Raw genomic sequence first — 25,034 nt, forward strand, 5'->3', positions numbered from 1 at the left:
TCACTTAAGGGGGGATAGCAGATGGCGGCAATTGACATTTATAAACCGAAGCATCCGATACGATTTGTGACAGCATCAAGTCTTTTCGACGGCCATGATGCTTCAATTAACATTATGCGTCGCATTTTGCAGTCAAGTGGAGCTGAAGTCATTCATCTTGGTCATAACCGATCAGTAGACGAAATTGTTTCAGCAGCCATTCAAGAGGATGTTCAAGGAATTGCAATATCGTCCTATCAAGGAGGACATGTCGAGTTTTTTAAATATATGTATGATCTATTAGTGGAAAAAGGGTCAGGACATATTAAAATTTTTGGCGGTGGCGGTGGAGTCATTATTCCCCGCGAAATAAAAGAGCTGCACGAGTATGGAATTGCGAAAATCTTTTCACCTGAAGATGGCAGGGAATTAGGTCTTCAAGGCATGATTAATTACATGCTTAAGGAATGTGATTTTTCGACGATTACCGAGCATGATATGGAGCTTGATCGGCTTAAAGCAGGCGAACTGAAGACTGTTGCGAAATTTATTTCCTATGCGGAAGCAAAGGTTCTTCATAATGAGGTATCAGCAAGTGTTGAGAGTGTGTTTAATCAGGCTAAACAGCTTGAATCAGCTGCACCTGTTATTGGGATAACCGGGACTGGCGGTGCTGGAAAAAGCTCATTAACAGATGAATTGATCCGGAGGTTTTTAAATGAAATCCCAGAATTAACGATTGCGGTTCTTTCCGTCGATCCGACAAAGCAAAAAACTGGTGGAGCCCTTTTAGGGGATCGAATCCGCATGAATGCAATTTTTTCACCGAGAGTATATATGAGGAGTTTGGCGACAAGACAATCGAAAACAGAGCTATCACTTGCAATTCAAGATGCCATTTCCGTTGTGAAGAGTGCTGGATATGGATTAGTGATCGTTGAGACGAGCGGAATTGGCCAGGGTGATGCGGAGATTACTCAGATTTGCGACCTTTCCTTATATGTGATGACAAGTGAATTTGGCGCACCATCACAGTTGGAGAAAATCGATATGATTGATTATGCCGATTTAATAGTCATTAATAAATTTGAACGAAAGGGCTCGGAGGATGCAAAACGTCAAGTGCAAAAGCAGTACCAGCGCAGCAGACAATTATTTGACATGCCGCCGGATGAGATGCCTGTGTATGGAACCATTGCCAGCCAGTTCAATGATTTAGGGACAAACACGCTATTTGCAAAGCTTTTGGAGCTAATAAATGAAAAGGCTAACAAAGACTGGCAGACATCCTTGCCGATCGTAAAGGATGTTGCAAAGCAAAACGTCATTATCCCATCAGAAAGAAGATATTATTTACGGGAAATCAGTGAGACGGTACGAAATTATCACAAGCACGCTGAGGAACAAGCAAAGCTTGCAACAAAGCTCTTCCAAGTAAACGGAACATTGGAGACCTTGTCTGAACAAGAAGGGAATGAAGCGGTTATTCATTCTCTTGAAGCCCTACAAAAACGACTTGAAGACAAGTTAACGCCACAATCGAAAGCGCTTCTTTCCGAATGGAAGGAAATGAAGGAAAAATATGCACAGGATGAGTTTAAGATAGTCATTCGCAATAAAGAAATCGTGACAACATTAAAAACGACTTCATTATCAGGCTTACCAATTCCTAAAGTGTCATTACCGAAGTATCGAAATGACGGCGACATTTTAGCTTGGCTTTATAAAGAAAATGTTCCGGGCTCTTTCCCTTACACAGCTGGAGTTTTCCCGTTTAAACGAGAAGGAGAAGATCCGAAACGGCAATTTGCCGGGGAAGGCACACCTGAGCGAACAAACCGCCGCTTCCATTATTTATCAAAGGATGACCATGCAAAACGCTTAAGCACAGCATTTGATTCCGTTACTTTATATGGCGAGGATCCAGCACACCGTCCTGATATTTATGGAAAAATCGGAGAAAGCGGGGTGAGCATTTGTACGCTCGATGACATGAAAAAGCTCTATCACGGCTTTGATCTTTGTGCACCATCCACATCGGTATCAATGACAATCAACGGACCGGCACCAATCATCCTTGCGATGTTTATGAATACAGCCATCGACCAGCAGGTGAAGAAAAAAGAAGCAGAGCTTAATCGTTCGTTAACCGAAGAAGAGTATGAAGAGGTAAAGGCCGATACGTTGCAAACCGTTAGAGGGACGGTTCAGGCTGATATTTTAAAGGAAGACCAGGGGCAAAATACATGTATTTTCTCAACGGAATTTGCCTTAAGGCTGATGGGTGATATTCAACAATATTTTATTGATCACAAGGTGAGAAATTATTATTCTGTGTCTATTTCCGGTTATCATATCGCAGAAGCCGGGGCAAACCCAATCTCTCAGCTGGCATTTACTCTTTCAAATGGCTTTACGTATGTAGAATATTATTTAAGCAGAGGTATGAATATTAACGATTTTGCGCCAAATCTTTCCTTTTTCTTTAGTAATGGGCTTGATCCTGAATATACGGTAATTGGCCGTGTTGCGAGAAGGATTTGGGCAACGGTCATGAGAGATAAATATGGGGCTAATGAGCGCAGCCAAAAACTTAAATACCATGTCCAAACCTCAGGTCGTTCTTTACATGCTCAGGAAATTGATTTTAATGATATTCGCACAACCTTACAGGCGCTTATGGCATTGCATGATAATTGTAATTCACTTCATACAAATGCATACGATGAAGCGATCACCACACCTACTGAGGAATCGGTCCGCAGAGCGATGGCGATCCAAATGATTATTACAAAAGAGCATGGGTTAACGAAAAATGAAAATCCGCTCCAAGGCTCATTTATTATCGAAGAATTAACCGATTTAGTCGAGGAGGCCGTTCTGCAAGAATTCGATCGCATTAATGAACGCGGCGGGGTGCTTGGCGCAATGGAAACGCAGTATCAACGCGGAAAAATCCAAGAGGAATCAATGCATTATGAAATGAAAAAGCACACAGGTGAGCTGCCGATAATCGGTGTTAATACGTATCTGAATCCAAATCCGCCATCACAGGAATCTGTCGATAATATGGAGCTTGCACGTGCAACGAAAGAAGAGAAGGAAACACAAATTGTCAACCTCCGTGCTTTCCATCAAAAGCATGAACAAGTGGTTGAGGAGGCTCTGCAGAAATTAAAACTTACAGCAATCAATAACGGAAATATTTTTGCTGAGCTAATGGAAACGGTGAAAGTTGCTAGTCTTGGGCAAATAACGCAGGCACTTTATGAGGTTGGCGGTCAGTATAGACGGAATATGTAAATCGTTTGCTCATGAATGGAAGCCTCTGTTCATGAGCAGCTTTTTAATTAAAAGATAAATTAGCTTCAAATTTATAAAATGCTAGAATAAACGAAAAAGTTGCAAGATTATTCCTCAAAGTTGCAAAATTCTCTTCTAAAGTTGCAAAAAAACCACTAATAGTTGCAAGATTTTGAATCAAAGTTGCAAAATCCTCCTAAATAAAAGGTTGGAGGCCAAATTTAAAGTATTTTTTACGTGATAAATGTGGCATAAACTGCTAGAATTTGTTTATAATGAATGGTATGTGACTTAAAGCTTGACTTTATACATATTTTTACGTATGAAATAGATTTAGTATTTTAGAAAGGATGTGCCGTACTTGAGTCTAAAGGATTTAACTGAGGAACAAATCAAAGAAATGGCAATGGTTGAAGTTGCATATGAGCTTTTTACAGAAAACAAAAAACCATATCTTTTTAGTGACCTAGTAGAGGAAGTAGCAACTCTTCTTGGTTTAACAAAAGAGCAGGTTGAAGATAGAATCGCTCAATTTTATACAGATATTAATATTGATGGCCGCTTCATATGTGTAGGAGAAAACATGTGGGGATTACGTACTTGGTACCCTTACGAACAAATCGAAGAAGAAATTTTACCTGCTGCGAAACCTAAGAAGAAAAAGGCGAAGAAAGGCCTTGAGGATGATCTTGAGGATGACTTCGATGAAATTGAAGAAGATCTGGATTATGATGAGCTAGATGAGCTAGATGACTTCGATGATACGGATGAAGATGATGATGAGGATGAAGATGAAGATTTCGATGATCTTGATGACACAGATTTAGATGATGACGATGATCTCATCGATGATGACGATGAATTTGATTTAGAAGATGAAGATGAAGATTTAGACGAACTTGATGAGCTAGATGACGAGGAAGAAAAATAAGATTATAATTCGTCTTGACTTTCCCTTTTCAACTAGGTAGAATCTATTTTGGGCTCTTAAAAAAGCATTCGTTTGTATTTAGTATACAATTACAGCTCCCTTTCAACTTGTTTGAAAGGGGGCTTTCTATTTTTATGTAGAAAAAGAAGGTTTTTAATGATTGTTAGTGGATGCGGAATTGCTCGATTTTATACATCGTGAGCATGGTGCTTTTAGCTTGTTCAAAAATAAATAAGTTTATGATTTGAATTGGGTTTCAATGTCTAGCTCCAGCGCCTAGCCCCGAAGCACAGGACGTGCAAATGCTGTCAGTGTGACAGGATGTCTCGTTTTTGACTGCCTCGAGGTCACAAGCCAATCAGGAATTGAAGGTAAAGAACATCTTCTATTCCTGAACGTCTTGTTGCCCGAGGCCGAGCAAGGCGCTTCCGCTTTTCTAATGATTTTATTGTCTTTTGTACAAAATAAATATATATAGCTTCTGAGGGGGAAGACCATGACAAAGTATATTTTTGTAACAGGTGGAGTTGTTTCTTCACTAGGAAAAGGTATTACTGCTGCATCTTTAGGAAGATTATTAAAAAACCGCGGTATGAGTGTAACGATTCAAAAATTCGATCCGTACATAAATGTGGATCCAGGAACAATGAGTCCGTACCAGCATGGTGAGGTATTTGTTACAGGCGATGGCGCTGAAACAGATCTTGATTTAGGTCACTATGAGCGTTTTATCGATGTCAACCTAACAAAGTTTAATAACGTAACAACAGGAAGAATTTATTCAACTGTATTAAAGAAGGAGCGCCGTGGTGATTATCTTGGGGGAACAGTTCAAGTTATTCCGCATATCACCAATGAAATTAAAGATCGCGTATTCCGTGCTGGAAAAGAAACGGGAGCAGATGTGGTTATTACAGAGATCGGCGGTACGGTTGGGGATATCGAATCATTGCCATTCTTAGAAGCCATTCGCCAAATCAAAAGTGATATCGGCCGTGACAATGTAATGTATATTCACTGTACACTTGTCCCATATATTAAAGCGGCTGGCGAAATGAAAACAAAACCAACACAGCATAGTGTAAAAGAACTGCGCAGCTTAGGGATTCAGCCAAATGTTATCGTTGTTCGTACAGAACTGCCAATGTCTCAAGATATGAAAGACAAAATTGCGTTATTCTGTGATATTGATCCAAATGCAGTCATTGAGTGCCGTGATGCGGAAACACTTTATTCAATCCCATTAGATCTGCAAGCACAAAATTTAGATTCTATTGTTTGCAAACATTTAAAACTAGATTGTAAAGAAGCAGATATGACAGAATGGAAAGAGCTTGTAAAACGCGTAACAAATCTCTCAAAAATAACAAAGATTGGTCTTGTTGGGAAATATGTAGAATTACAGGATGCCTATATTTCAGTTGTCGAAGCACTTCGCCATGCAGGCTATCAATATGACTCTGACATTGAAATTAAATGGGTTAATGCAGAAACATTAACAGAAGAAAACGTGAAGGAACAGCTTTCAGATGTTGATGGCATCCTTGTACCTGGCGGCTTTGGTGACCGTGGAGTTGAAGGGAAAATCCTTGCAACAACTTATGCACGTGTAAATAAAGTGCCATTCTTAGGTATTTGCCTTGGCATGCAGGTTGCATCAATTGAATTTGCCCGTAATGTTGTTGGGCTAAAAGGCGCAAATTCTTCTGAAATTGATCCGGAAACACAATATCCGGTTATTGATTTACTTCCAGAGCAAAAGGACATTGAAGATCTAGGCGGTACACTTCGCTTAGGACTATCCCCAAGTAAGCTTCAGGAAGGAACGCGTGCATTTGAAGCTTATAAAGAGGAAGTTGTTTATGAGCGCCACCGTCACCGTTATGAATTTAATAATGAATACCGTCAAGTGATGGAAGAAGCCGGCTTCGTGTTTTCTGGGACTACACCTGATGGCCGTTTAGTGGAAATCATTGAACTCAAAGATCACCCATGGTTTGTTGCATCACAATTCCATCCGGAATTCACATCTAGACCAACTAGACCGCAACCATTATTCCGTGATTTTGTTCACGCATCATTAACAGCAGCTGAAAAGTTATAAGAAATAAGAAAAGCTAACGTCTTGTGCGTTAGCTTTTTTATATAGAGTTAATACTCATCTTCATATTCATTTAAGATCTCCTTAATGGTAAAGCTCAGTGCATAATAGACATATAAGGAGGTCATTAAAGCAGGAAATCCATATCTTTCACCGTCATCGCCGGGGATTAGAGGCTGGCGAAGTTTTGCATCTATATGAAGATCGGCGACAGATTCCAAGCCTGCTTCCACATTTTTGATTAAGGCGGAAACACCAACTAGCTGAATCCCTTGATCAGAAAGAGCTTTAGCAATGGAGATTGCTTCCTCATCTGTTGATCGATAGGTAAATAACAGCACGCGATCTTCTGGTGAAAGCTCCTTTATCTGTCCATTTTCGTCAAGAAGCGCTTCAGCCCTATCTAATGGTTCACTGCTTTGCAATGCCTCCAATACGACACCATGGAGCTCCCTGTATCCGTAAAGGTACAATTTTCCTTCGCCAATTAAAGCCTGGGCAAGAAGTCTTGCGCTATCTTCTATATTCATCTCTTCCTGTTCTTGAATCCGATTAAATTGTCCGGTCAATTGAGTCGTGAAAATCTTCATCATGGTTTATAAAATCTCCTTCCACAAATCCCATGTATAAGGTATTATAACGAAAAGTAAAAAAATCTGAAAGAAAAGCAAAAAACGCATTTTCAAATTATGACAAAGATAAGCAGAAATTGTCGACAAATGATCAAAGTCATTTTGCAGGAGATACAAGGTAAAAAAAGAATTAATAACAAAGGTAAAATTGAACATTTTTATTCAACTATTTGTATAAAGGCAATTACAAATCATGAACGAAGCTGATACTAATGTATGTTTGGAACCTAAGAGAACATGTCGCAGTTCATCATTAAAAAGGTCTGAACCTTTGTACATATTGAATGGGAAAAAATAAAACGAAGAGGTGTATGAAATGACAATGTTAAAGGAAAAAATCTTGATTGTAGATGACCAATATGGAATCCGAATTTTATTAAATGAGGTTTTTCAAAAAGAGGGCTATCAAACGTTTCAAGCTGCCAGTGGTTTCCAGGCTTTGGAAATAGTTGAAAAGCATTCCCCTGATTTAGTGTTATTAGATATGAAAATTCCGGGTATGGATGGGATCGAAATATTAAAACGAATGAAAGTAATTGACCAGGATATTCGCGTTATTATTATGACTGCTTACGGGGAGTTGGATATGATTCAGGAAGCAAAGGATCTAGGGGCACTTACGCATTTTGCAAAGCCATTTGACATTGATGAAATTCGTGATGCCGTAAAAAAGTACTTACCAATTAAAACAAACTAAAAACATTATATTACCCAAATATATGTCGAAATGTTGCCGATTTTCGAAGAAATTGGTATGCTATTAATTGTGAAAAGTATCATGCAGACTCTACATATTCGTGAATATTCTGGTCAAGCTAGGTATGATATACTTTTCTGTATCAGAAAATAAGGTTCATTAGGAGGATTTTACGATATGCCTTTAGTTTCAATGACAGAAATGTTGAACAAAGCAAAAGATGAAGGTTATGCAGTAGGTCAATTTAATATCAATAACCTTGAGTTTACTCAAGCAATCCTACAGGCTGCAGAAGAAGAGAAATCTCCAGTAATTCTTGGTGTATCTGAAGGTGCAGGACGCTATATCGGCGGATTCAAAACGGTTGTAAAAATGGTTGAAGGTCTTATTGAAGACTATAAAATCACTGTACCTGTAGCTATTCACCTTGACCACGGTTCAAGCTTTGAAAAATGTAAAGAAGCAATCGATGCTGGATTTACTTCCGTTATGATTGATGCTTCACACCACCCATTTGAAGAAAACGTTGAAACAACTGCTAAAGTTGTTGAGTACGCTCATTCAAAAGGCGTTTCTGTTGAAGCTGAGCTAGGAACTGTTGGTGGACAAGAAGATGACGTTGTAGCAGACGGCGTAATCTATGCAGATCCTCAAGAATGTGCAGAACTTGTTAAACGTACAGGTATTGACTGCTTAGCACCAGCATTAGGTTCTGTTCACGGACCATACAAAGGTGAGCCAAACCTAGGCTATAAAGAAATGGAAGAGATTGCGAATCTTACAAACATGCCATTAGTTCTTCACGGCGGAACTGGTATCCCAACAAAAGATATCCAAAAAGCGATTTCTTTCGGTACAGCAAAAATCAACGTTAACACTGAAAACCAAATTGCTTCTGCAAAAGTAGTTCGTGAAGTGTTAGCTGCAAAACCAAATGAATATGATCCACGTAAATACTTAGGACCAGCTCGTGACGCGATTAAAGAAACTGTAATCGGCAAAATGCGTGAATTTGGTTCTTCAAACAAAGCATAATAGCAATATGGCCGCCTTCTCCTAAAGGCGGTTATATTCTGAAAATTGAGAAAGCGCTAACAAGCAGCGCATATCATTAACCTAGCTGACCAATTATCAAGATCTTATAAAAAACGGACTTGCAGATGCTTGTTCGTTTTATTTTACTATCAGAATTTTTATATATTTTCTTAACCATAGCTTGCGTTTCTGAATCTAGCTCCAGGCGCCATCGGCTCGAGGTCATAAGTCAAACAGGAATTGAAGGTAAAGAACACCTTCTATTCCTGTTCGCCTTATGCTTGTCGCCGATAGGCAGGCGCCTTGCGCTTTTTTTATTTGATTAAACTCTGACCTCTTTATGATCGTTAATCCCCAAACCACAAAAGTTGGTATTTTTTTCTTAAAAGAAGATTTCTTTGTAGTAAAACGTTGTTGTCCTGCTTAATAGATGGTTTAATAGTAAGAGATCCTATTTTTAAAAACGAATAAATGGTTTGTTCATGGTGGCTGAAAAAAACAAACGTAAAGGAAGTTTTATAAATCATTTAAATAATGTATTTCCAAAGGCATAAAAGGAAATAAAAGAGATAACAGCTTGTATTTTTTAGAAGTAAGAAGATATAAATTGGTATTAGTTTTTGGTGTCTGGCTCCAAGAGAATCGGCTCTGGAGTCTGGTCAAATAGGAATTGAAGGTAATGAAACACCTTCTATTCCTATTCGCCATATGCTTGTCGCCGATCAGCAGGCGTCTTGCGCTTTTAAAGCTAACAGGCAATAAGAACTAACCCTTTCCTCATAAGAGTTTTTCTAATCTTATATCGGAAAAATTTTGTTGACAAGAGATATCCTTATATTCGGAAAACATGATGGCTAAGGAAGGTTAGGCATATTTCGTGTGAAGTGAATACATAGATGTGCGAATTTGTGCAAAGCTCACCCTCCATGTTCTTTCCGGAGTCAACTTCATAAGAAGGGAGACTATCATGGAAAAATTAAAAGTTGCCGGTGGAGATTTATTGAAAGGTACCGTAAATATTAGCGGGGCGAAAAACAGTGCCGTGGCGCTCATTCCTGCAACAATATTAGCGGATTCTGTCGTTACGATCGAAGGATTACCAAATATTTCTGATGTGAATATACTCGGAGATCTATTAGAAGAAATCGGCGGAAAGGTCGAATTGAAAGATCATGAAATGGTGGTTGATCCATCATCGATGATTTCAATGCCGTTGCCGAATGGAAAAGTAAAAAAACTGCGGGCATCGTACTACTTAATGGGAGCTATGCTTGGTCGGTTTAAAAAAGCTGTTATTGGGCTGCCGGGCGGATGTCATCTAGGTCCAAGACCAATTGATCAGCATATTAAAGGTTTTGAAGCACTAGGTGCACAGGTAACAAATGAACAAGGTGCGATCTACCTACGGGCAGAAGAACTCCGCGGCGCACGAATCTATCTAGATGTTGTTAGTGTTGGAGCAACGATTAATATTATGCTTGCAGCTGTACTGGCAAAAGGAAGAACAATTATTGAAAACGCTGCAAAAGAACCGGAAATCATTGATGTTGCCACATTGCTGACAAGCATGGGAGCAAAAATTAAAGGGGCAGGTACAGACGTTATTCGAATAGATGGAGTTGAAAAACTGCATGGCTGCCGTCATTCCATTATCCCTGACCGGATTGAAGCAGGGACCTATATGATAATTGGAGCTGCGATGGGAAAAGAAATAATGATTGATAACGTCATTCCATTACATTTAGAATCCCTTATTGCAAAGCTTAGAGAAATGGGGCTGCATATAGAAACGAGCAACGATCAAATCTTAATAGTCGGTGGTCAAAAGGAGCTTAAGGCCGTTGATATTAAAACACTCGTTTACCCTGGATTCCCGACAGACCTTCAACAGCCGTTCACCTCTCTATTAACAAAAGCTTCTGGAACAAGTGTTGTAACAGATACCATTTACTCTGCACGATTTAAGCATATCGATGAACTGAGAAGAATGGGAGCGGCCATAAAGGTTGAAGGTCGTTCAGCGATTGTTTCTGGTCCAACAAAATTACAAGGTGCAAAGGTGAAAGCAAATGATTTACGTGCTGGAGCCGCGCTTGTATGTGCAGGGCTTATGGCAGATGGTGTGACGGAAATAACTGGACTTGAGCATATTGATCGCGGCTATAGTCAGCTCGTTGAGAAACTTTCAGGGCTTGGGGCAACCATTTGGCGTGAAAAATTATCGGATAAAGAAATCGAGCAACTGCAAAATTCATAAAAACAGCATGTTTGAGATTAAGATTTTGTAGATGTGTGGCCTTATTAAAAGGCGCATTAGGGACAACCTATTTCTTTAAAAAGGTATACCCTTAAAAAGTAAAAACTAGAAAGTAGATAAAAGATAGATACCTGCAAAATAGAAAAGCGAGGTTTTAAAATCTCGCTTTCTCCAGGTGAAAACCCCTTACTTCTAAATGATTTTCCAAAAATGATTGATTAAATCTGAGAAATAGGGTAAAAATAAAGAGTGCTGCATTGAATGAATTACTGCATAATCTACTTCAAGCTCACCTTCATTTTCCTTCTCGATCCAATTGTGCAAGATATTTCTTCATTCGTATATAGCGAGACTTCCAACAGTGGGGTTTTCTCCCTCCCCACTGTTGGTTAGCGAGACTTATCGGATCTTTACGGGCAGTTATCCCCTACGTATTTCTCAGCTTCTCTTAAATCTTGAAGTAGGGATTTTACTGCCTGTTAAGATTGGGATAAATGTTGGTAAATCTCTTATTGAGTTATATAACGATCTGATACATTTTTTAATACCAGCAGAAATGAATTTGACAATCGATAGATGGAAAACAACGGTATAAAATTGAAAAATAAAAAGAGTGGTGTTTTTATGAATCAAGTTTCAATTTCTTCATTAGAACATATGAAACTAAAAGAATTATATGAGCTTGCACGTCATTTTAAAATTTCCTATTATAGCAAGCTAACGAAAAAGGAATTAATTTTTGCTATTTTAAAGGCAAATGCAGAGCAAGAGGATCTATTGTTTATGGAAGGTGTCTTAGAAATCATTCAATCGGAGGGTTTTGGTTTCTTAAGACCGATTAATTACTCACCAAGCTCTGAGGATATCTACATTTCAGCTTCGCAAATCAGACGTTTTGACTTGCGTAATGGGGACAAGGTTTCCGGTAAGGTTCGACCTCCAAAAGAAAATGAACGTTACTACGGATTGCTTCATGTAGAAGCAGTTAATGGTGAAGACCCTGAAACGGCTAAAGAACGTGTGCACTTCCCAGCATTAACTCCTCTCTATCCAGATAGACAAATTTACCTTGAAACAAAACCAAACTATCTATCAACTAGAATCATGGATTTAATTGCACCGGTAGGCTTTGGTCAACGCGGATTAATCGTTGCCCCTCCTAAAGCAGGTAAGACGATGCTGTTAAAAGAAATCGCAAACAGCATTACAACCAATAATCCGGAAGCCGAATTAATTGTTCTATTAATCGATGAGAGACCGGAAGAGGTAACAGATATTGAACGCTCAGTAGCAGGGGATGTTGTCAGCTCAACATTCGATGAAGTGCCTGAAAATCATATAAAAGTTGCTGAACTCGTTTTAGAACGTGCAATGCGTCTTGTTGAACATAAAAAGGATGTTATTATTTTAATGGATAGCATTACACGCTTGGCGCGTGCCTATAACCTTGTCATTCCGCCAAGCGGCCGTACTCTTTCAGGCGGTATCGACCCGGCTGCGTTCCATCGTCCTAAACGATTCTTTGGAGCTGCACGTAATATTGAAGAGGGCGGAAGCTTAACTATTCTTGCAACTGCATTAGTTGACACTGGCTCCCGTATGGATGACGTCATTTATGAGGAGTTCAAAGGAACAGGTAACATGGAGCTTCATCTTGATCGTTCACTTGCAGAAAAACGAATCTTCCCAGCAATTGACATCCGTCGTTCTGGAACTAGAAAAGAAGAGCTTCTCATTCCGAAAGATCACCTTGATAAGCTTTGGGCGATCCGCAAATCAATGGCAGATACCCCAGACTTTATCGAGAAGTTTTTAAGAAAATTACGTCAAACAAAATCAAATGAAGAATTCTTTAGTCAATTAGATGCTGAAATGAAGACGGCTAGAAATAGGTAGGGATTGTGGAGCAAGGCGTTTCCGCTTGTGTCCAGAGAAAAAGCACAATTTTTTTGAGCATAGTGTTGGTGTCTAGCTCCAGGCGCCATCGGCGAAGCACAGGACGTCGCGTTTTTAACTGCCTCTAGGGTCTAGTCAAATCGGAATTAAAGGTAAAGAACATCTTCTATTCCGATTCGCCTTATGCTTGTCGCCTTGCGTCTTTCTAGTAAAATTTAACTTCAGCTTGCTTTTACTCTTAGCACTTGTTATAATTTCATCATGTGCTTTTCTAGAAATGATATCGTCAATCGGACGAGTCACCTAGAATATTTAACTCTGTTTCAGATGATTCAGGGCGGAAGGAGATGAAAAGAATGAAAACAGGAATTCATCCAAACTATAATAAGGTTATGGTGAAATGCGCTTGTGGCAACGAATTCGAAACAGGTTCTGTAAAACCAGAAATCCGCGTTGAGGTTTGTTCTGAGTGCCATCCATTCTACACAGGACGTCAAAAATTTGCAGATGCAGGTGGACGTGTAGATAAATTCAATAAAAAATACGGCCTTAAGCAACAGTAATAAAGGTTTTTTCAACAGGCAAGACGAACTGCACTTGCCTGTTTTTTCACGCCAACTTTTACGTAGAACTATGATCATGGTTCCGATATAATGGTGATCCTACATATATTAAAGTAGGTATTTTCAAAATGATTTATTCCATGAAAAACATGTCTATATAGATGATGAAGGTACCAATGAACGGTACGGTCAATCGACTCGGAAAGCATTGACGACGAAGGGAGAGGCCGTTTTCATGTATGTAATGAAACAAAGTGGATGGCTTGAAATGATATGCGGCAGCATGTTTTCAGGCAAATCGGAGGAACTCATTCGCAGAGTGCGAAGAGCGCAATTTGCAAAACAAGAGGTCAAGGTTTTTAAGCCGGTCATCGATAACCGCTATAGTGAAGAAGAGGTCGTGTCCCATAATGGCACCGCCATCGTATGTAAACCAATTGCCTCATCTCTTGAAATTTTGGAACATATTACTGAAAAAACAGATGTCATCGCTGTTGATGAAGTTCAGTTTTTTGATGAACAGATTTGTGATGTCTTAACACTTCTTGCAAATCAAGGATACCGTGTCATCGCAGCAGGTCTTGATCAGGACTTCAGAGGAGAACCATTTAGCGTTGTGCCGAAATTATTGGCTATTGCTGAGCTAGTAACAAAGCTTCAGGCTGTTTGCTCGGTATGCGGATCACCTGCAAGTCGTACACAACGACTAATCAACGGCAAGCCGGCTTCCTATCACGATCCGATAATTTTAGTAGGGGCATCTGAATCCTATGAACCTAGATGCAGACATCACCACGAAGTTCCAGGAGCACCTGTGAGGCATTTTAAAAAAGAGAACAGCACGATGTAATCGTTAATATAGATGGAGAGCACCAAGCCTGAATGAAAGGCTTGGTGTTTTTTTGTAATATCAGAATTTATATATTTTCTTAACATAGCTTGCGTTTCTGAATCTAGCTCCAGGCGCCATCGGCTCGAGGTCATAAGTCAAACAGGAATTGAAGGTAAAGTACACCTTCTATTCCTGTTCGCCTTATGCTTGTCGCCGATAGGCAGGCGCCTTGCGCTTTTTTTATGGTTTCGAAAACCCCTGGCTATGCCGGGGTTCTAAAGAGCTTCAAGCGTGGTATTAAAAAAACCTCACTTCACATGGTAGGATAAAATTGGTTTCCCGACCACTTTATCTCGCCATAGAAGGAGGTATGCCCTTTGAAGGACATGAATAGTTTAGCACACACAACATGGAATTGTAAGTACCACATTGTGTTTGCACCAAAGTACAGAAGACAAATTATTTATGGAAAATACAAAAAGAGTATTGGACAGATCATCCGGGATTTGTGTGAACGAAAGGGTGTTGTCATTCATGAAGCCAATGCTTGTCCCGAGCACATTCATATGTTAGTAAGTATCCCACCAAAATTAAGCGTGTCTCAATTCATGGGTTACTTGAAAGGAAAGAGCAGTCTCATGATTTTCGATAGGCATGCGAATTTAAAGTATCGATATGGAAATCGAAAATTTTGGTGCCGTGGCTTCTATGTTGATACAGTAGGCCGAAATAAAAAGCAAATACAAGAATATATTAGAAATCAGCTGGCAGAAGACTACCGAGCTGACCAGTTAACATTGTTCGAAGAGTTTGATCCGTTCACAGAAGAAAAAAATAAAAAGAAATAGCGAAATTCTTTAGAATTGGTGAGTGAATGTGGTGCAAAAGGGAAACCTTTCAGTGGGCCTTTAAGGCCAAGGCCGGTAAGAGAGGCTTTCAGCCGCAGAGCAAGCCACCAGTTCACACTGGTGGTTTTGATTTTCGGAACCCACCCAAGTATATCCGTATTAAGACCCTTGTTTTTTGGTTTAATAATAGCGATCGTACGTTAGCGGATTTTAACGCACATTTACAAAAAAATAAGAGGGAACAATAGCCCTCAAAAGCTGAAAATTGAACTTATGAAATTTTTTCTTCGCGGTTTTTTCTGTTCGGAGCCTTGATCAAATACAAAAACATTATCTTTTATCGGCTCACGTTTTTGTTGGGACCGTTCAAGCTCTTCGACCCTTTTCTCTAGCGATTGAACTTTGTTCAGCAAATCTTCCATTTCCCTGCGGTGCTGGAGAAGCTGATAGGAGACAACATCATCCGCTTTGCCGCGAATCTTTCGTTCAAGCTCATCCATACGCTCGCTCAATGTATCCACCTTAGGATCATTAACAACTGTAGTGTTGATTAACGTCCCCTTTCTGCTTGTTTCCGTCATAGCTTGAGGCTGCGGCTGATTATTTAGTTGTTCCTGCAATTCTTTTAATCTTGCCAGATCGTCGTCGTTAAACTGATAGTGCCCCAGTTCATTTTTTTCCAATTCCATATCCAATTGATGGACCCATCTCATTAACGTTCTTCTGGAAACTCCCAGTGCTTTTGCTGCGGCTGCTGTACTCATATTAATTCCTCCTTAAACTTTTAAGTACAATCCAAAACACAAGGCGGCCAACCAACTATATAGCAAATTCGACCTCCGCAGCAAATCACCTTCACGTTAGACAAAACAAGTATCAATTCGGCAAAGAAAGTGGATGTTTTACATATTATGAAATGGCTCTGTCGATAACCGCTTATGCTTCATAAAGCTCGAGCGGCAGTCCATCTGGATCCTGGAAGAATGTAAACCATTTACCGGTATGTGGATCTACTCTGATTGGTTCTACCTCCACACCTTTTTGATTAAGCTCAAGTACTGCCTCTTCAATATTCGGTACTTCAAACGCAAGATGCCTAAGTCCGGCTGCTTCAGGTTGTGTCGGCCTTTTAGGCGGATTTGGAAAGGAGAATAGTTCAATTTGATATGTATCATTTACCATTAAATCTAATTTGTATGAGCCGCGCTCCTCACGAAAAACCTCAGATAAAATCTTTAAGCCAAGTGTTTCTGTATAAAAAGCTTTAGAAGCTTCATAATTAGAGCAAATGATGGCGATATGGTGAATTTTATTAAATTTCATGACAAGAACCCTCTTTTCTTAAAATTGATTTCCATGATTTTAGGTACCTATATTATAAAATAACAATTTTTGAGAAAGCTTACTATAATATGAAGAAAAATTTTGTCAATTTGCTTTTGACGCGTTCAGTGACCTATACTATAATTATAATGTTATGCATGAAAATTGAGGTGAACATGTGTGTTAGATCGTTTACAATCGGTAGAAGACCGTTATGAAAAATTAAATCAGCTTTTAATGGATCCTGATATTATCAATGATCCAAAGAAGCTGCGTGAATATTCGAAGGAACAATCTGATTTACAAGAAACAGTTGAAGCATATCGCGAATATAAAGAGGTACGTGAGCAAATTTCTGATACAAAATCAATGCTTGAAGAAAAGCTTGATCCAGAAATGCGCGAGATGGCAAAAGAAGAGCTGTCCGAATTAGAGGAACGTGAAGAAGAACTAACAGCTAGGTTAAAATTGCTTCTCATCCCTAAAGATCCGAACGATGATAAAAACGTTATCATGGAAATCCGTGGGGCTGCTGGTGGAGATGAGGCTGCTTTATTTGCTTCGGATTTATATCGTATGTACAGTCGCTTTGCAGAAACGCAGGGCTGGAAAACAGAAGTAATGGAGGCAAACGCAACTGGAACGGGCGGATATAAAGAGATTATCTTTATGATTAATGGTAAAGGGGCATATTCGAAGCTAAAATTCGAAAATGGTGCACATCGTGTCCAACGTGTTCCAGAAACGGAATCAGGCGGTCGTATCCATACCTCTACTGCAACGGTTGCGGTATTACCTGAGGCAGAAGAGGTTGAGGTGGAAATCCATGAAAAGGATATCCGTGTAGATACCTTTGCATCTAGTGGTCCAGGGGGACAAAGTGTTAATACAACGATGTCTGCTGTTCGTTTAACACACTTGCCAACAGGAACCGTTGTTTCCTGTCAGGATGAAAAGTCGCAAATTAAAAACAAAGAGAAAGCAATGAAGGTACTTCGTGCCCGTGTTTACGACAAGTTCCAGCAAGAAGCACAGGCGGAATATGATCAAAATCGTAAGCTTGCCGTTGGAACAGGTGACCGTTCAGAGCGTATTAGAACGTATAACTTCCCGCAAAATCGTGTAACGGACCATAGAATTGGCTTAACGATTCAAAAGCTTGACCAAATCTTAGAAGGAAAGCTTGATGAGGTAGTTGAGGCGTTAATCGTTGAAGACCAATCAAGCCGACTTCAAGCAGCGGAAGAATAAAAAAGAATGAAATTTGTATACGAAGCCCTCAACTGGGCTTCTTCTTTTTTAAAGGAAGCGGGAAGAGATGAAAATGCCGGTGAGCTTCTGCTGCGCCACCATTTACAGATGGATCGGGCAGCATTGCTTTCGAATTTGAGAATGGTCCTCTCAAATGAACAGCTGCAAGCATTTAAAGCGGATGTCGAAAAACACGGGGACGGTATCCCTGTTCAATACTTAATCGGTTATGAAGAATTTTATGGCAGGAAATTTAAAGTTAATCAAGAAGTGCTTATTCCACGTCCCGAAACGGAGGAATTAGTGGAAGGTGTACTTCAGCGTGCCGCCAGCTATTTTAAGGAAAAAGATGTGCTGCAGGTAGTTGACGTCGGCACAGGTAGCGGAGCAATTGCTATTACCTTGGCACTCGAAAACCCGAGATTTTGTGTGAGGGCCATCGATATTGCAGAGCCATCATTAAAAGTTGCTGAAGAAAATGCTAAACAACTACAGGCAAACGTTCAATTCCTGCACGGTGATCTTCTTGAGCCAATCACAAAAAATCCGGAAGTGGAAAAAATTGATATCCTCGTCTCAAATCCGCCATATATCCCTGATTGGGAAATTGACACACTTTCCCCAGTCGTAAAAGATCACGAACCTATTCGTGCACTAGCAGGTGGAAAGGACGGCTTGGATTTTTACAGAAGACTTGTGAAAGATATGAAGGATCTACTCAACTCACCAGCTATGGTTGCGTTTGAGATTGGAGTAGGACAAGGCATCGATGTGAAAAACCTAATTTTGCAAACCTTCCCTGCTGCCGAAGTAGACATTGTAAATGATATAAATGGCAAGGATCGGATGGTGTTTGGATTGGTGGAGGGGGAATGAAGCGGGGGACATTCCCCTCCCGCCAAATCGAAGTCGCACTTTTTCAGTGTTCGCCGATAAATTTTGGATTTCGCTGATATATTTTAAATATCGCCGATATATTTTTAAATTCGCCGATAAAATGAATTTTTCGCTGATATATTGGCCGAATCCGCCGATAAAACAAGAGAAGTCGCTGATATCTTAATTCGGGGGAACTGTTCCATACCCCTATTAAACTATTTTTCCAAAAAGGTAGTTTAAGAATCTCTCATGCTGTCCATACTGTTTACCAAGGGAGGCGTGAGATGATGAAAAAACAAAAACTTGCATTTATATATATTCTTTTATTATTGGTTGGGGCGATTGCAAATGTGTATAAAGAACCGGTGGCTGCGAGTACTCAGGAGCCGGTTGTGATACCAGATGAGGCGATTCGCCTGCGGATTTTGGCAAATAGTAATTCGGAGGAAGACCAAGAGCTAAAAAGAAAGGTTCGAGATGCGGTTAACAAGGAAATTACTGAATGGGTAGAAGAGCTAACGTCAGTCGAAGCAGCAAGGGAATTAATTCAGTCGAGACTTCCTCAAATTGAAAAAATCGTTGCGGATGTTCTGGAAAAGGAAGACATGCAGCAATCCTATTCAGTTGACTTTGGTAATATAAGCTTTCCAACAAAGCTCTATGGAAACTTTGTTTATCCTGCTGGTGAATATGAAGCGATTTTAATTAGTCTTGGTGAGGCAAAAGGTGCCAATTGGTGGTGTGTGCTATTCCCGCCGCTATGTTTCCTGGATTTCTCTAACGGTGAAGCCGTTCAAGCTGCAGAAGCTGAAACAACAAACGATAAAGAAAAAACAGATGAAAAGCTAAAAGAGCTTGTTGTCGATGAAGAGGAAGAAAAAGAAGAAGTAGAAGTGAAATTCTTTTTAGTAGAATGGTTCCAAGGCTTGTTTGCATAATTTAAGAACTCCTTTAAAAAAGATGACGGATGTCCTTCTAAAATAAAGAATAAAACTAGTTTTCACCTCATAGTGTTGTAATAGGAAAATTAAATGGGGTGAAAATGATGTTTTATCAGTTGAAAATAGCAGAGGAAAAAGATTTTAACCGGCTGACTAGCTTTGTTGAAAAGGCTGGGGTTAGTTCAGAAGGATTTGAAAGTCTAATAGATTACTTTGTCATAATGGAAAGTGGAGAGCATGAAGTGGTGGCTTGCATAGGCGTTGAGCCGATGGAGGAATATGGTTTATTGCGTTCACTTGTCGTGTCGGACAAGCTAAAGCAGGCCCATATTTTAACGCTCTTTCAAAGCATTCAAGCATTGGCTGAGCAAAAAGGCATTAAGCATTTATTTTTAGTTACGAATAAGGATGCTTCCGTACAGTTTTTGTCGCTAATGGGTTTTGATGAGATTGAGCAAACATCCATTCCTAATCAGCTCTTATCTATCGATCATTTAAAGGGATCTCTTGAACAAGCCAATGCGAAAATTATGGTAAAGTCATCATAATGTGGGTATATCCACATACTTTTCCACAAAAGTCACAGCCTTATCCACAATTTGTGGATAAGGCTTGTTTTATTGTGCTTCTTTTTATATACTTTCTGAGAGTTATTTATCTACGAAATGCGAAAAATAGAGTAGAAATGATCGGTTATTAAGGAGTTAGAACATATGAATACAAAAGTATGGGTTGTGGATGATCGAGCAAATTTATCCACTAGTTATCCACATATTTCACAGGCTGCACAGTTATTAAGAGAGAATGAAGTGGTTGCTTTTCCGACAGAAACGGTTTATGGCTTAGGAGCCAATGCTTTTTCAGATGAAGCAGTGCGCAAAATCTATGAAGCGAAAGGGAGACCAAGTGATAATCCACTTATTGTCCACATTGCTTCTAAAAGCAAGCTTGATGAAATTGCAAAGGACATTCCCGATTATGCCTATAAATTAATCAATGAATATTGGCCAGGACCGTTAACATTAATCTTGCCGAAAAAAGGGAAGCTTTTATCGACTATTGTAACTGCGGGGCTTGATACGGTAGGTGTAAGAATGCCGGACCACCCGATTGCGCTTTCCCTCATCCGTGAGGCAGATGTCCCGATTGCAGCCCCGAGTGCCAATCGGTCCGGAAAGCCAAGTCCAACACAGGCATCACATGTATACCATGATTTAAACGGAAAAATCAGTGGTATTGTGGATGGCGGGGCAACAGGAGTTGGCGTTGAATCGACAGTGCTGGATTGCTCTACCGCAGTCCCAACGATTTTACGACCGGGAGGCATAACGAAAGAACAGCTTGAAGCAATAATCGGAGAAGTGAAAATTGATCAAGCGCTTGTAGAGGAAGGACATGCTCCTAAATCTCCTGGGATGAAATACACCCATTACGCTCCAAATGCTCCTGTTGTTGTTGTAAAAGGGAGTTTAGAGTTTCTGCAGAAGGTAATCAATAAGCATCAATCAGAAGGTAAAAAAGTGGGTGTACTGACGACAATGGAAAATGTCAACCAGCTTGAAGCAGATACAATCATTCCATGCGGAAGTCGTGCGGATTTACCATCAGTTGCTGCCCAGCTTTATGATGGCCTAAGAAAGTTTGATAAAGAAGATATCGACATCATTATAAGTGAAAGCTTCCCGCAAGAAGGTGTAGGGGAAGCGATTATGAACCGGTTGTTGAAGGCTGCAGGAAACAACTTCATTTTCGAACAGTAAAGAAAACTCGCCGACTGGCTAGCCTGAAAAGCGAAGACAGAGGCATAGTTGCCCTGGTCCTTAATACTTATTAAAAGTGAATAAAGAGGGGACAGTCCATAAGAAAATTTAGGGACTGTCCCACGCTTCCCAATTATTCCCCAGTAGAAAGCTTTAGCACCTTTTGCCGCACATAATTCAGATGGTTATACATATGTTGAAACGCTTCCTGTGGATTTCGCTGTTCAAGAGCTGAGTAGATTGCTTCATGATGGGAGACGGTTAGGTCACGTTCCCGGGTTTCAATTAAGCTGTCTATTTTATGATGAGTGATGAGCAGTGAATCAATCATTCCCTCGACAATTGGATTATTTGCACTTACTGCAATGATGCGGTGAAATTCCTTGTCATAGTCACCGTAATTATTGTCTTTGCTGTTTGCGATGCCGTCAATCGTTTCTCGCAGTGCAGCAAGCTGTTCGTCTGTTATTTTTTCAGCTGCCATTGTGACAAGCCCGAGCTCAAGGGCCATTCGTGCTTCAATAATCGCCGGTAAATTATCCACGGCAAGTGCCAGCATAACAGAAAACGGATGACTTCCGATTTTATTATTAAAAAATGTACCTTCCCTCGTTTTGCGGGTAATAACACCTAGTGTTTCAAGTGCGCTAAGGGCTTCGCGGATAACAGGCCTGCTCACATCGAGCTCCTCCATAAGCTCGGTTTCAGGGGGAAGCTTATCTCCAGCTTTCATTTGTCCGCTTACGAGCAGCTGAACAATCCGGTCTACCACCTGTTTCGCAAGTGTACTGCGGCTAACCGATTGAACGCCGATTTTTTTTGATGGGACACTCATTATGTAAACCTCTTTTCATGACAGATTCAATTTACTTGTTATTGTAAGACTAATTATATAATATCATGTAAAAATTTTCATGTTTGGAAAAGAAATAGGCGCTAATAATAAATGCGCCACTCAACAGAGTGACGCAAATGTTCAAAGATAACGAAGGAGCTTATCTCACAAGGCAAGGACGTTTCGGATCAAATTTCCAACCAGGAATTAAAAATTGCATGGCGATGGCATCATCTCGTGCTCCGAGCCCTTTTTGTAAATAGAGCTGATGAGCCTTTTCAATTTGCTCCATATCGATTTCAACCCCAAGCCCGGGCTTATCTGGTACATCGACCATGCCGCCAACAATGGTAAAGGGTTCTTTAGTTAACCGCTGTCCGTCCTGCCAAATCCAGTGGGTATCAATCGCAGTGATTTTTCCTGGAGCAGCAGCGGCAACATGAGTAAACATCGCTAGTGAAATATCAAAGTGGTTATTAGAATGTGACCCCCATGTCAACCCCCATTCATGGCACATTTGTGCAACACGGACGGAACCTTGCATTGTCCAGAAATGCGGGTCGGCAAGTGGGATGTCAACTGACTGAAGCTGGATGGAATGGCCCATTTGCCGCCAATCGGTTGCGATCATGTTTGTGGCAGTAGGCAAACCGGTTGCCCGTCTAAATTCTGCCATGATCTCTCGTGCGGAATAGCCATTCTCTGCCCCGCAAGGATCCTCTGCATAGGCTAAGACATGATGTTGGTCTCTGCAAAGCCTAATCGCATCCTCTAACAGCCAGCCGCCATTTGGATCAAGGGTAATGCGTGCGTCCGGGAAGCGCTCAGCAAGTGCTGTCACTGCTTCAATTTCTTCCTCTCCGCGTAAAACACCGCCCTTTAACTTAAAGTCATTGAATCCATAACGGGCATGGGCCGCTTCGGCTAACCGTACAATGGCTTCAGGGGTTAACGCTTGTTCATGGCGCAGGCGAAACCACTCATCATCAGCATCCATGTCACTTAAATAAGGAAGGTCTGTTTGGTTCCTGTCTCCAACATAAAAAAGGTAGCCAAGCATTTCTACTTGATCGCGCTGCTGTCCTTCGCCAAGAAGTGCCGCAACCGGGACACCAAGATATTGTCCAACTAAATCAAGCAGGGCTGCTTCTAAGGCTGTGACAGCGTGAATGGTGATCCGCAGGTCAAAGGTCTGCAAACCCCGTCCGCCTGAATCCCGATCTGCAAATTGCCTCCGAACTTTGTTCAGGATATTGTTATAAGTACCTATCGATTGCCCCATGACCAATGGCTTTGCATCTTCAAGCGTTTTGCGAATTTTTTCACCGCCTGGAACTTCACCAACTCCGATATTGCCTAGATTATCTTTTAAAATAACGATATTGCGTGTAAAGTACGGGGCATGGGCACCGCTCAAATTGAGAAGCATACTGTCATGTCCTGCAACAGGAATTACTTGCATTTCTTTAATAACCGGTGTACTTGCTTTAATGTTTTCTTTTACTAATTGAGTATTCATTTTCATCGCTCCCATTCAACTAGAATAATAGATTAAGATGTTAATTCTACCCGTTTAATTTCACCGACGAGGAATAAATAGCTGAAAATAGCCACAAGTGCATTAGCGCCAACGAAGATAAGCGCTCCATTAAATGACCCTGTTACGCCAATAATATAGCCGATAATAATCGGTGTAGTGATACCGGCTATGTTACCAAACGTATTAAAAAGACCTCCGCTTACTCCAGACATTTCCTTAGGTGATGTATCAGATACAACTGCCCAGCCTAGTGCACCAAATCCTTTTCCAAAAAAGGCTAGAGCCATAACAAAAATGACAACCCATTGTGTCTCTACATAGTTTGCAGCAACTAAACTCATTGACATAACCATTCCAATAACAATAGGGGTTTTACGAGCAACTGTTAACGAAAAGCCTTTTCGCAGGAGGAAATCTGAAAACAATCCCCCAAGAATCCCGCCCAAAAAGCCGCAGATTGCAGGAAGGGATGCAATAAAACCAACCTCCAGGATGGTCATCCCTCTTTCTTGCACAAGATAGACTGGAAACCAAGTTAAAAAGAAATAGGTTAAGGTTGTAATGCAATATTGCCCCAGATAAATTCCTAATAACATCCGGTTTGATAGCAGTTTTTTAACATTACTCCAGTTTGCACCTTTCTTTGCTTCAGTTTGATCCATATGAATTAAAGCTCCGCCAGCTTCAATATAATCAAGCTCCGCCTTGTTTATGTGCGGATGTTCCTTTGGGCTATATATGGTTTTTAGCCAGATAAAGGCGACAATAATACCGATCACACCCATGAAGTAAAAGACATACTCCCAGCCAAAGGTGTATGTAATGTAACCCATGACCGGCGCGAAGAGAACGGTTGCAAAATACTGGGCAGAATTAAAGGTAGCTGCCGCTGTACCTCGCTCATGACCTGGAAACCATGATGCTACAATTCTACTATTAGCAGGGAAGGATGGGGCCTCTGCCAATCCTACAAGAAACCGGAGTCCAAACAGAACGGTGACGGCTGTTCCAACAGAACCGAAGATACCGATCATTCCTTGTAATAGAGTAAAACAGGACCAGAGGAAGATGCTCCAAAAGTAAACCTTTTTTGACCCGAAGCGGTCGAGGAGCCATCCGCCTGGAATTTGTCCTGCCACGTATGACCATGCAAATGCTGAGAAAACATAGCCCATCATAACGGAATCTAAGCCAAGCTGATTGGACATATCGGATCCCGCAATTGATAAAGTAGCACGATCTGCATAATTTATCGCTGTGACAAGAAAGAGCATAACAACAATCATCCAACGGGTGCGTGTCTTCTTTTCATTATTTGGAATGATGGGATTAACTACTTTTTCAAGTGCGCTCATAATCTCACTTCCTTTTGTATTGTAGTGGTATCGCTTACAAAAGACAAAGAAAAACAGGTTCAAATTTTATAAGTTT

General features: G+C 40.5%; 22 protein-coding genes. 15 read left to right on the forward strand and 7 right to left on the reverse strand.

The window, feature by feature from the left end:
* Nucleotides 1-21: 21 nt before the first annotated feature.
* Complete coding sequence (gene icmF, locus Q1B07_RS13985; RefSeq protein ID WP_299093374.1) at nt 22-3,282, forward strand: fused isobutyryl-CoA mutase/GTPase IcmF; 3,261 nt, start codon at nt 22-24, stop codon at nt 3,280-3,282.
* A gap of 43 nt (nt 3,283-3,325) precedes the next feature.
* Here icmF and Q1B07_RS13990 read toward each other — a convergent pair whose 3' ends face one another.
* A complete protein-coding gene (locus Q1B07_RS13990; RefSeq protein WP_299093372.1) occupies nt 3,326-3,463 on the reverse strand; it encodes a hypothetical protein in 138 nt (45 codons plus the stop codon).
* Between the two features lie 180 nt (nt 3,464-3,643).
* Between Q1B07_RS13990 and rpoE the strand changes: the two genes are divergently transcribed.
* A complete protein-coding gene (rpoE, locus tag Q1B07_RS13995; RefSeq protein WP_299093371.1) occupies nt 3,644-4,213 on the forward strand; it encodes a DNA-directed RNA polymerase subunit delta in 570 nt (189 codons plus the stop codon).
* Between the two features lie 496 nt (nt 4,214-4,709).
* Entirely contained in the window at nt 4,710-6,317 is a 1,608-nt protein-coding gene (locus Q1B07_RS14000; RefSeq protein ID WP_299093370.1) for a CTP synthase, read from the forward strand.
* Nucleotides 6,318-6,364: 47 nt separating this feature from the next.
* Here the strand turns inward: Q1B07_RS14000 and Q1B07_RS14005 are convergent, their stop codons facing one another.
* Nucleotides 6,365-6,907: a DUF2529 domain-containing protein gene (locus Q1B07_RS14005; RefSeq protein ID WP_299093369.1), complete on the reverse strand. Its 543-nt coding sequence runs from the start codon at nt 6,905-6,907 to the stop codon at nt 6,365-6,367.
* A 361-nt stretch (nt 6,908-7,268) separates the two neighbouring features.
* Between Q1B07_RS14005 and Q1B07_RS14010 the strand changes: the two genes are divergently transcribed.
* From Q1B07_RS14010 to tnpA, 7 genes are all read left to right on the forward strand, one after another.
* The gene (locus Q1B07_RS14010) at nt 7,269-7,643 is read left to right on the forward strand and encodes a response regulator (protein ID WP_299093398.1); all 375 of its coding nucleotides are present in this window, start codon (nt 7,269-7,271) and stop codon (nt 7,641-7,643) included.
* A 177-nt stretch (nt 7,644-7,820) separates the two neighbouring features.
* Nucleotides 7,821-8,678 (forward strand): class II fructose-bisphosphate aldolase, encoded by an 858-nt coding sequence (locus tag Q1B07_RS14015; RefSeq protein WP_299093367.1) that lies wholly within the window; start codon nt 7,821-7,823, stop codon nt 8,676-8,678.
* Nucleotides 8,679-9,645: 967 nt separating this feature from the next.
* The gene (locus tag Q1B07_RS14020) at nt 9,646-10,935 is read left to right on the forward strand and encodes a UDP-N-acetylglucosamine 1-carboxyvinyltransferase (RefSeq protein WP_299093366.1); all 1,290 of its coding nucleotides are present in this window, start codon (nt 9,646-9,648) and stop codon (nt 10,933-10,935) included.
* A 624-nt stretch (nt 10,936-11,559) separates the two neighbouring features.
* Nucleotides 11,560-12,831 (forward strand): transcription termination factor Rho, encoded by a 1,272-nt coding sequence (gene rho / locus Q1B07_RS14025; protein ID WP_046588517.1) that lies wholly within the window; start codon nt 11,560-11,562, stop codon nt 12,829-12,831.
* A gap of 356 nt (nt 12,832-13,187) precedes the next feature.
* Complete coding sequence (rpmE, locus tag Q1B07_RS14030) at nt 13,188-13,394, forward strand: 50S ribosomal protein L31 (protein ID WP_299093363.1); 207 nt, start codon at nt 13,188-13,190, stop codon at nt 13,392-13,394.
* 235 nt (nt 13,395-13,629) lie between these two features.
* Nucleotides 13,630-14,244, forward strand: coding sequence for a thymidine kinase (locus Q1B07_RS14035; RefSeq protein WP_299093361.1), 615 nt, complete (start codon nt 13,630-13,632; stop codon nt 14,242-14,244).
* A 368-nt stretch (nt 14,245-14,612) separates the two neighbouring features.
* Nucleotides 14,613-15,074 carry an IS200/IS605 family transposase gene (tnpA, locus tag Q1B07_RS14040; RefSeq protein ID WP_299093453.1) on the forward strand — a complete coding sequence of 154 codons (462 nt, stop codon included), beginning with the start codon at nt 14,613-14,615 and terminating at the stop codon, nt 15,072-15,074.
* 251 nt (nt 15,075-15,325) lie between these two features.
* Here the strand turns inward: tnpA and Q1B07_RS14045 are convergent, their stop codons facing one another.
* Nucleotides 15,326-15,838 carry a MerR family transcriptional regulator gene (locus Q1B07_RS14045; protein ID WP_299093451.1) on the reverse strand — a complete coding sequence of 171 codons (513 nt, stop codon included), beginning with the start codon at nt 15,836-15,838 and terminating at the stop codon, nt 15,326-15,328.
* A gap of 172 nt (nt 15,839-16,010) precedes the next feature.
* On the reverse strand, nt 16,011-16,397 hold the full coding sequence (locus tag Q1B07_RS14050; RefSeq protein ID WP_299093450.1) for a VOC family protein: 387 nt from the start codon (nt 16,395-16,397) through the stop codon (nt 16,011-16,013).
* Between the two features lie 180 nt (nt 16,398-16,577).
* Between Q1B07_RS14050 and prfA the strand changes: the two genes are divergently transcribed.
* The 5 genes from prfA to Q1B07_RS14075 all read left to right on the forward strand — a co-directional run bounded on the left by prfA (nt 16,578) and on the right by Q1B07_RS14075 (nt 21,228).
* A complete protein-coding gene (gene prfA / locus Q1B07_RS14055; protein ID WP_299093448.1) occupies nt 16,578-17,648 on the forward strand; it encodes a peptide chain release factor 1 in 1,071 nt (356 codons plus the stop codon).
* A gap of 6 nt (nt 17,649-17,654) precedes the next feature.
* Complete coding sequence (gene prmC / locus Q1B07_RS14060; protein ID WP_299093447.1) at nt 17,655-18,524, forward strand: peptide chain release factor N(5)-glutamine methyltransferase; 870 nt, start codon at nt 17,655-17,657, stop codon at nt 18,522-18,524.
* Nucleotides 18,525-18,814: 290 nt separating this feature from the next.
* On the forward strand, nt 18,815-19,465 hold the full coding sequence (gene spoIIR / locus Q1B07_RS14065) for a stage II sporulation protein R (protein ID WP_299093445.1): 651 nt from the start codon (nt 18,815-18,817) through the stop codon (nt 19,463-19,465).
* 104 nt (nt 19,466-19,569) lie between these two features.
* The gene (locus Q1B07_RS14070) at nt 19,570-20,016 is read left to right on the forward strand and encodes a hypothetical protein (protein ID WP_299832950.1); all 447 of its coding nucleotides are present in this window, start codon (nt 19,570-19,572) and stop codon (nt 20,014-20,016) included.
* A 165-nt stretch (nt 20,017-20,181) separates the two neighbouring features.
* On the forward strand, nt 20,182-21,228 hold the full coding sequence (locus tag Q1B07_RS14075) for an L-threonylcarbamoyladenylate synthase (RefSeq protein ID WP_299093443.1): 1,047 nt from the start codon (nt 20,182-20,184) through the stop codon (nt 21,226-21,228).
* A 133-nt stretch (nt 21,229-21,361) separates the two neighbouring features.
* Here the strand turns inward: Q1B07_RS14075 and Q1B07_RS14080 are convergent, their stop codons facing one another.
* The 3 genes from Q1B07_RS14080 to Q1B07_RS14090 form a co-directional block, all read right to left on the reverse strand.
* Nucleotides 21,362-22,063, reverse strand: coding sequence for a FadR/GntR family transcriptional regulator (locus Q1B07_RS14080; protein WP_299093441.1), 702 nt, complete (start codon nt 22,061-22,063; stop codon nt 21,362-21,364).
* A 160-nt stretch (nt 22,064-22,223) separates the two neighbouring features.
* Nucleotides 22,224-23,582: a glucarate dehydratase gene (gene gudD / locus Q1B07_RS14085; protein ID WP_299093439.1), complete on the reverse strand. Its 1,359-nt coding sequence runs from the start codon at nt 23,580-23,582 to the stop codon at nt 22,224-22,226.
* A gap of 32 nt (nt 23,583-23,614) precedes the next feature.
* Nucleotides 23,615-24,958 carry an MFS transporter gene (locus tag Q1B07_RS14090; protein ID WP_299093438.1) on the reverse strand — a complete coding sequence of 448 codons (1,344 nt, stop codon included), beginning with the start codon at nt 24,956-24,958 and terminating at the stop codon, nt 23,615-23,617.
* Nucleotides 24,959-25,034: the final 76 nt, after the last annotated feature.

Origin of the sequence: uncultured Metabacillus sp., assembly GCF_947503125.1 — a bacterium.
Classification (GTDB): Bacteria; Bacillota; Bacilli; order Bacillales; family Bacillaceae; genus Metabacillus.

What these genes read in the sequence shown, in the direction of transcription:
- icmF (WP_299093374.1), top strand. Translation starts at nt 22, where the DNA reads ATGGCGGCAATTGACATTTATAAACCGAAGCATCCGATACGATTTGTG.
- Q1B07_RS14000 (WP_299093370.1), top strand. Translation starts at nt 4,710, where the DNA reads ATGACAAAGTATATTTTTGTAACAGGTGGAGTTGTTTCTTCACTAGGA.
- Q1B07_RS14005 (WP_299093369.1), bottom strand. Translation starts at nt 6,907, where the DNA reads ATGATGAAGATTTTCACGACTCAATTGACCGGACAATTTAATCGGATT.
- Q1B07_RS14010 (WP_299093398.1), top strand. Translation starts at nt 7,269, where the DNA reads ATGTTAAAGGAAAAAATCTTGATTGTAGATGACCAATATGGAATCCGA.
- Q1B07_RS14015 (WP_299093367.1), top strand. Translation starts at nt 7,821, where the DNA reads ATGCCTTTAGTTTCAATGACAGAAATGTTGAACAAAGCAAAAGATGAA.
- Q1B07_RS14020 (WP_299093366.1), top strand. Translation starts at nt 9,646, where the DNA reads ATGGAAAAATTAAAAGTTGCCGGTGGAGATTTATTGAAAGGTACCGTA.
- rho (WP_046588517.1), top strand. Translation starts at nt 11,560, where the DNA reads ATGAATCAAGTTTCAATTTCTTCATTAGAACATATGAAACTAAAAGAA.
- rpmE (WP_299093363.1), top strand. Translation starts at nt 13,188, where the DNA reads ATGAAAACAGGAATTCATCCAAACTATAATAAGGTTATGGTGAAATGC.
- Q1B07_RS14035 (WP_299093361.1), top strand. Translation starts at nt 13,630, where the DNA reads ATGTATGTAATGAAACAAAGTGGATGGCTTGAAATGATATGCGGCAGC.
- tnpA (WP_299093453.1), top strand. Translation starts at nt 14,613, where the DNA reads ATGAATAGTTTAGCACACACAACATGGAATTGTAAGTACCACATTGTG.
- Q1B07_RS14045 (WP_299093451.1), bottom strand. Translation starts at nt 15,838, where the DNA reads ATGAGTACAGCAGCCGCAGCAAAAGCACTGGGAGTTTCCAGAAGAACG.
- Q1B07_RS14050 (WP_299093450.1), bottom strand. Translation starts at nt 16,397, where the DNA reads ATGAAATTTAATAAAATTCACCATATCGCCATCATTTGCTCTAATTAT.
- prmC (WP_299093447.1), top strand. Translation starts at nt 17,655, where the DNA reads ATGAAATTTGTATACGAAGCCCTCAACTGGGCTTCTTCTTTTTTAAAG.
- spoIIR (WP_299093445.1), top strand. Translation starts at nt 18,815, where the DNA reads ATGAAAAAACAAAAACTTGCATTTATATATATTCTTTTATTATTGGTT.
- Q1B07_RS14070 (WP_299832950.1), top strand. Translation starts at nt 19,570, where the DNA reads ATGATGTTTTATCAGTTGAAAATAGCAGAGGAAAAAGATTTTAACCGG.
- Q1B07_RS14075 (WP_299093443.1), top strand. Translation starts at nt 20,182, where the DNA reads ATGAATACAAAAGTATGGGTTGTGGATGATCGAGCAAATTTATCCACT.
- Q1B07_RS14080 (WP_299093441.1), bottom strand. Translation starts at nt 22,063, where the DNA reads ATGAGTGTCCCATCAAAAAAAATCGGCGTTCAATCGGTTAGCCGCAGT.
- gudD (WP_299093439.1), bottom strand. Translation starts at nt 23,582, where the DNA reads ATGAATACTCAATTAGTAAAAGAAAACATTAAAGCAAGTACACCGGTT.
- Q1B07_RS14090 (WP_299093438.1), bottom strand. Translation starts at nt 24,958, where the DNA reads ATGAGCGCACTTGAAAAAGTAGTTAATCCCATCATTCCAAATAATGAA.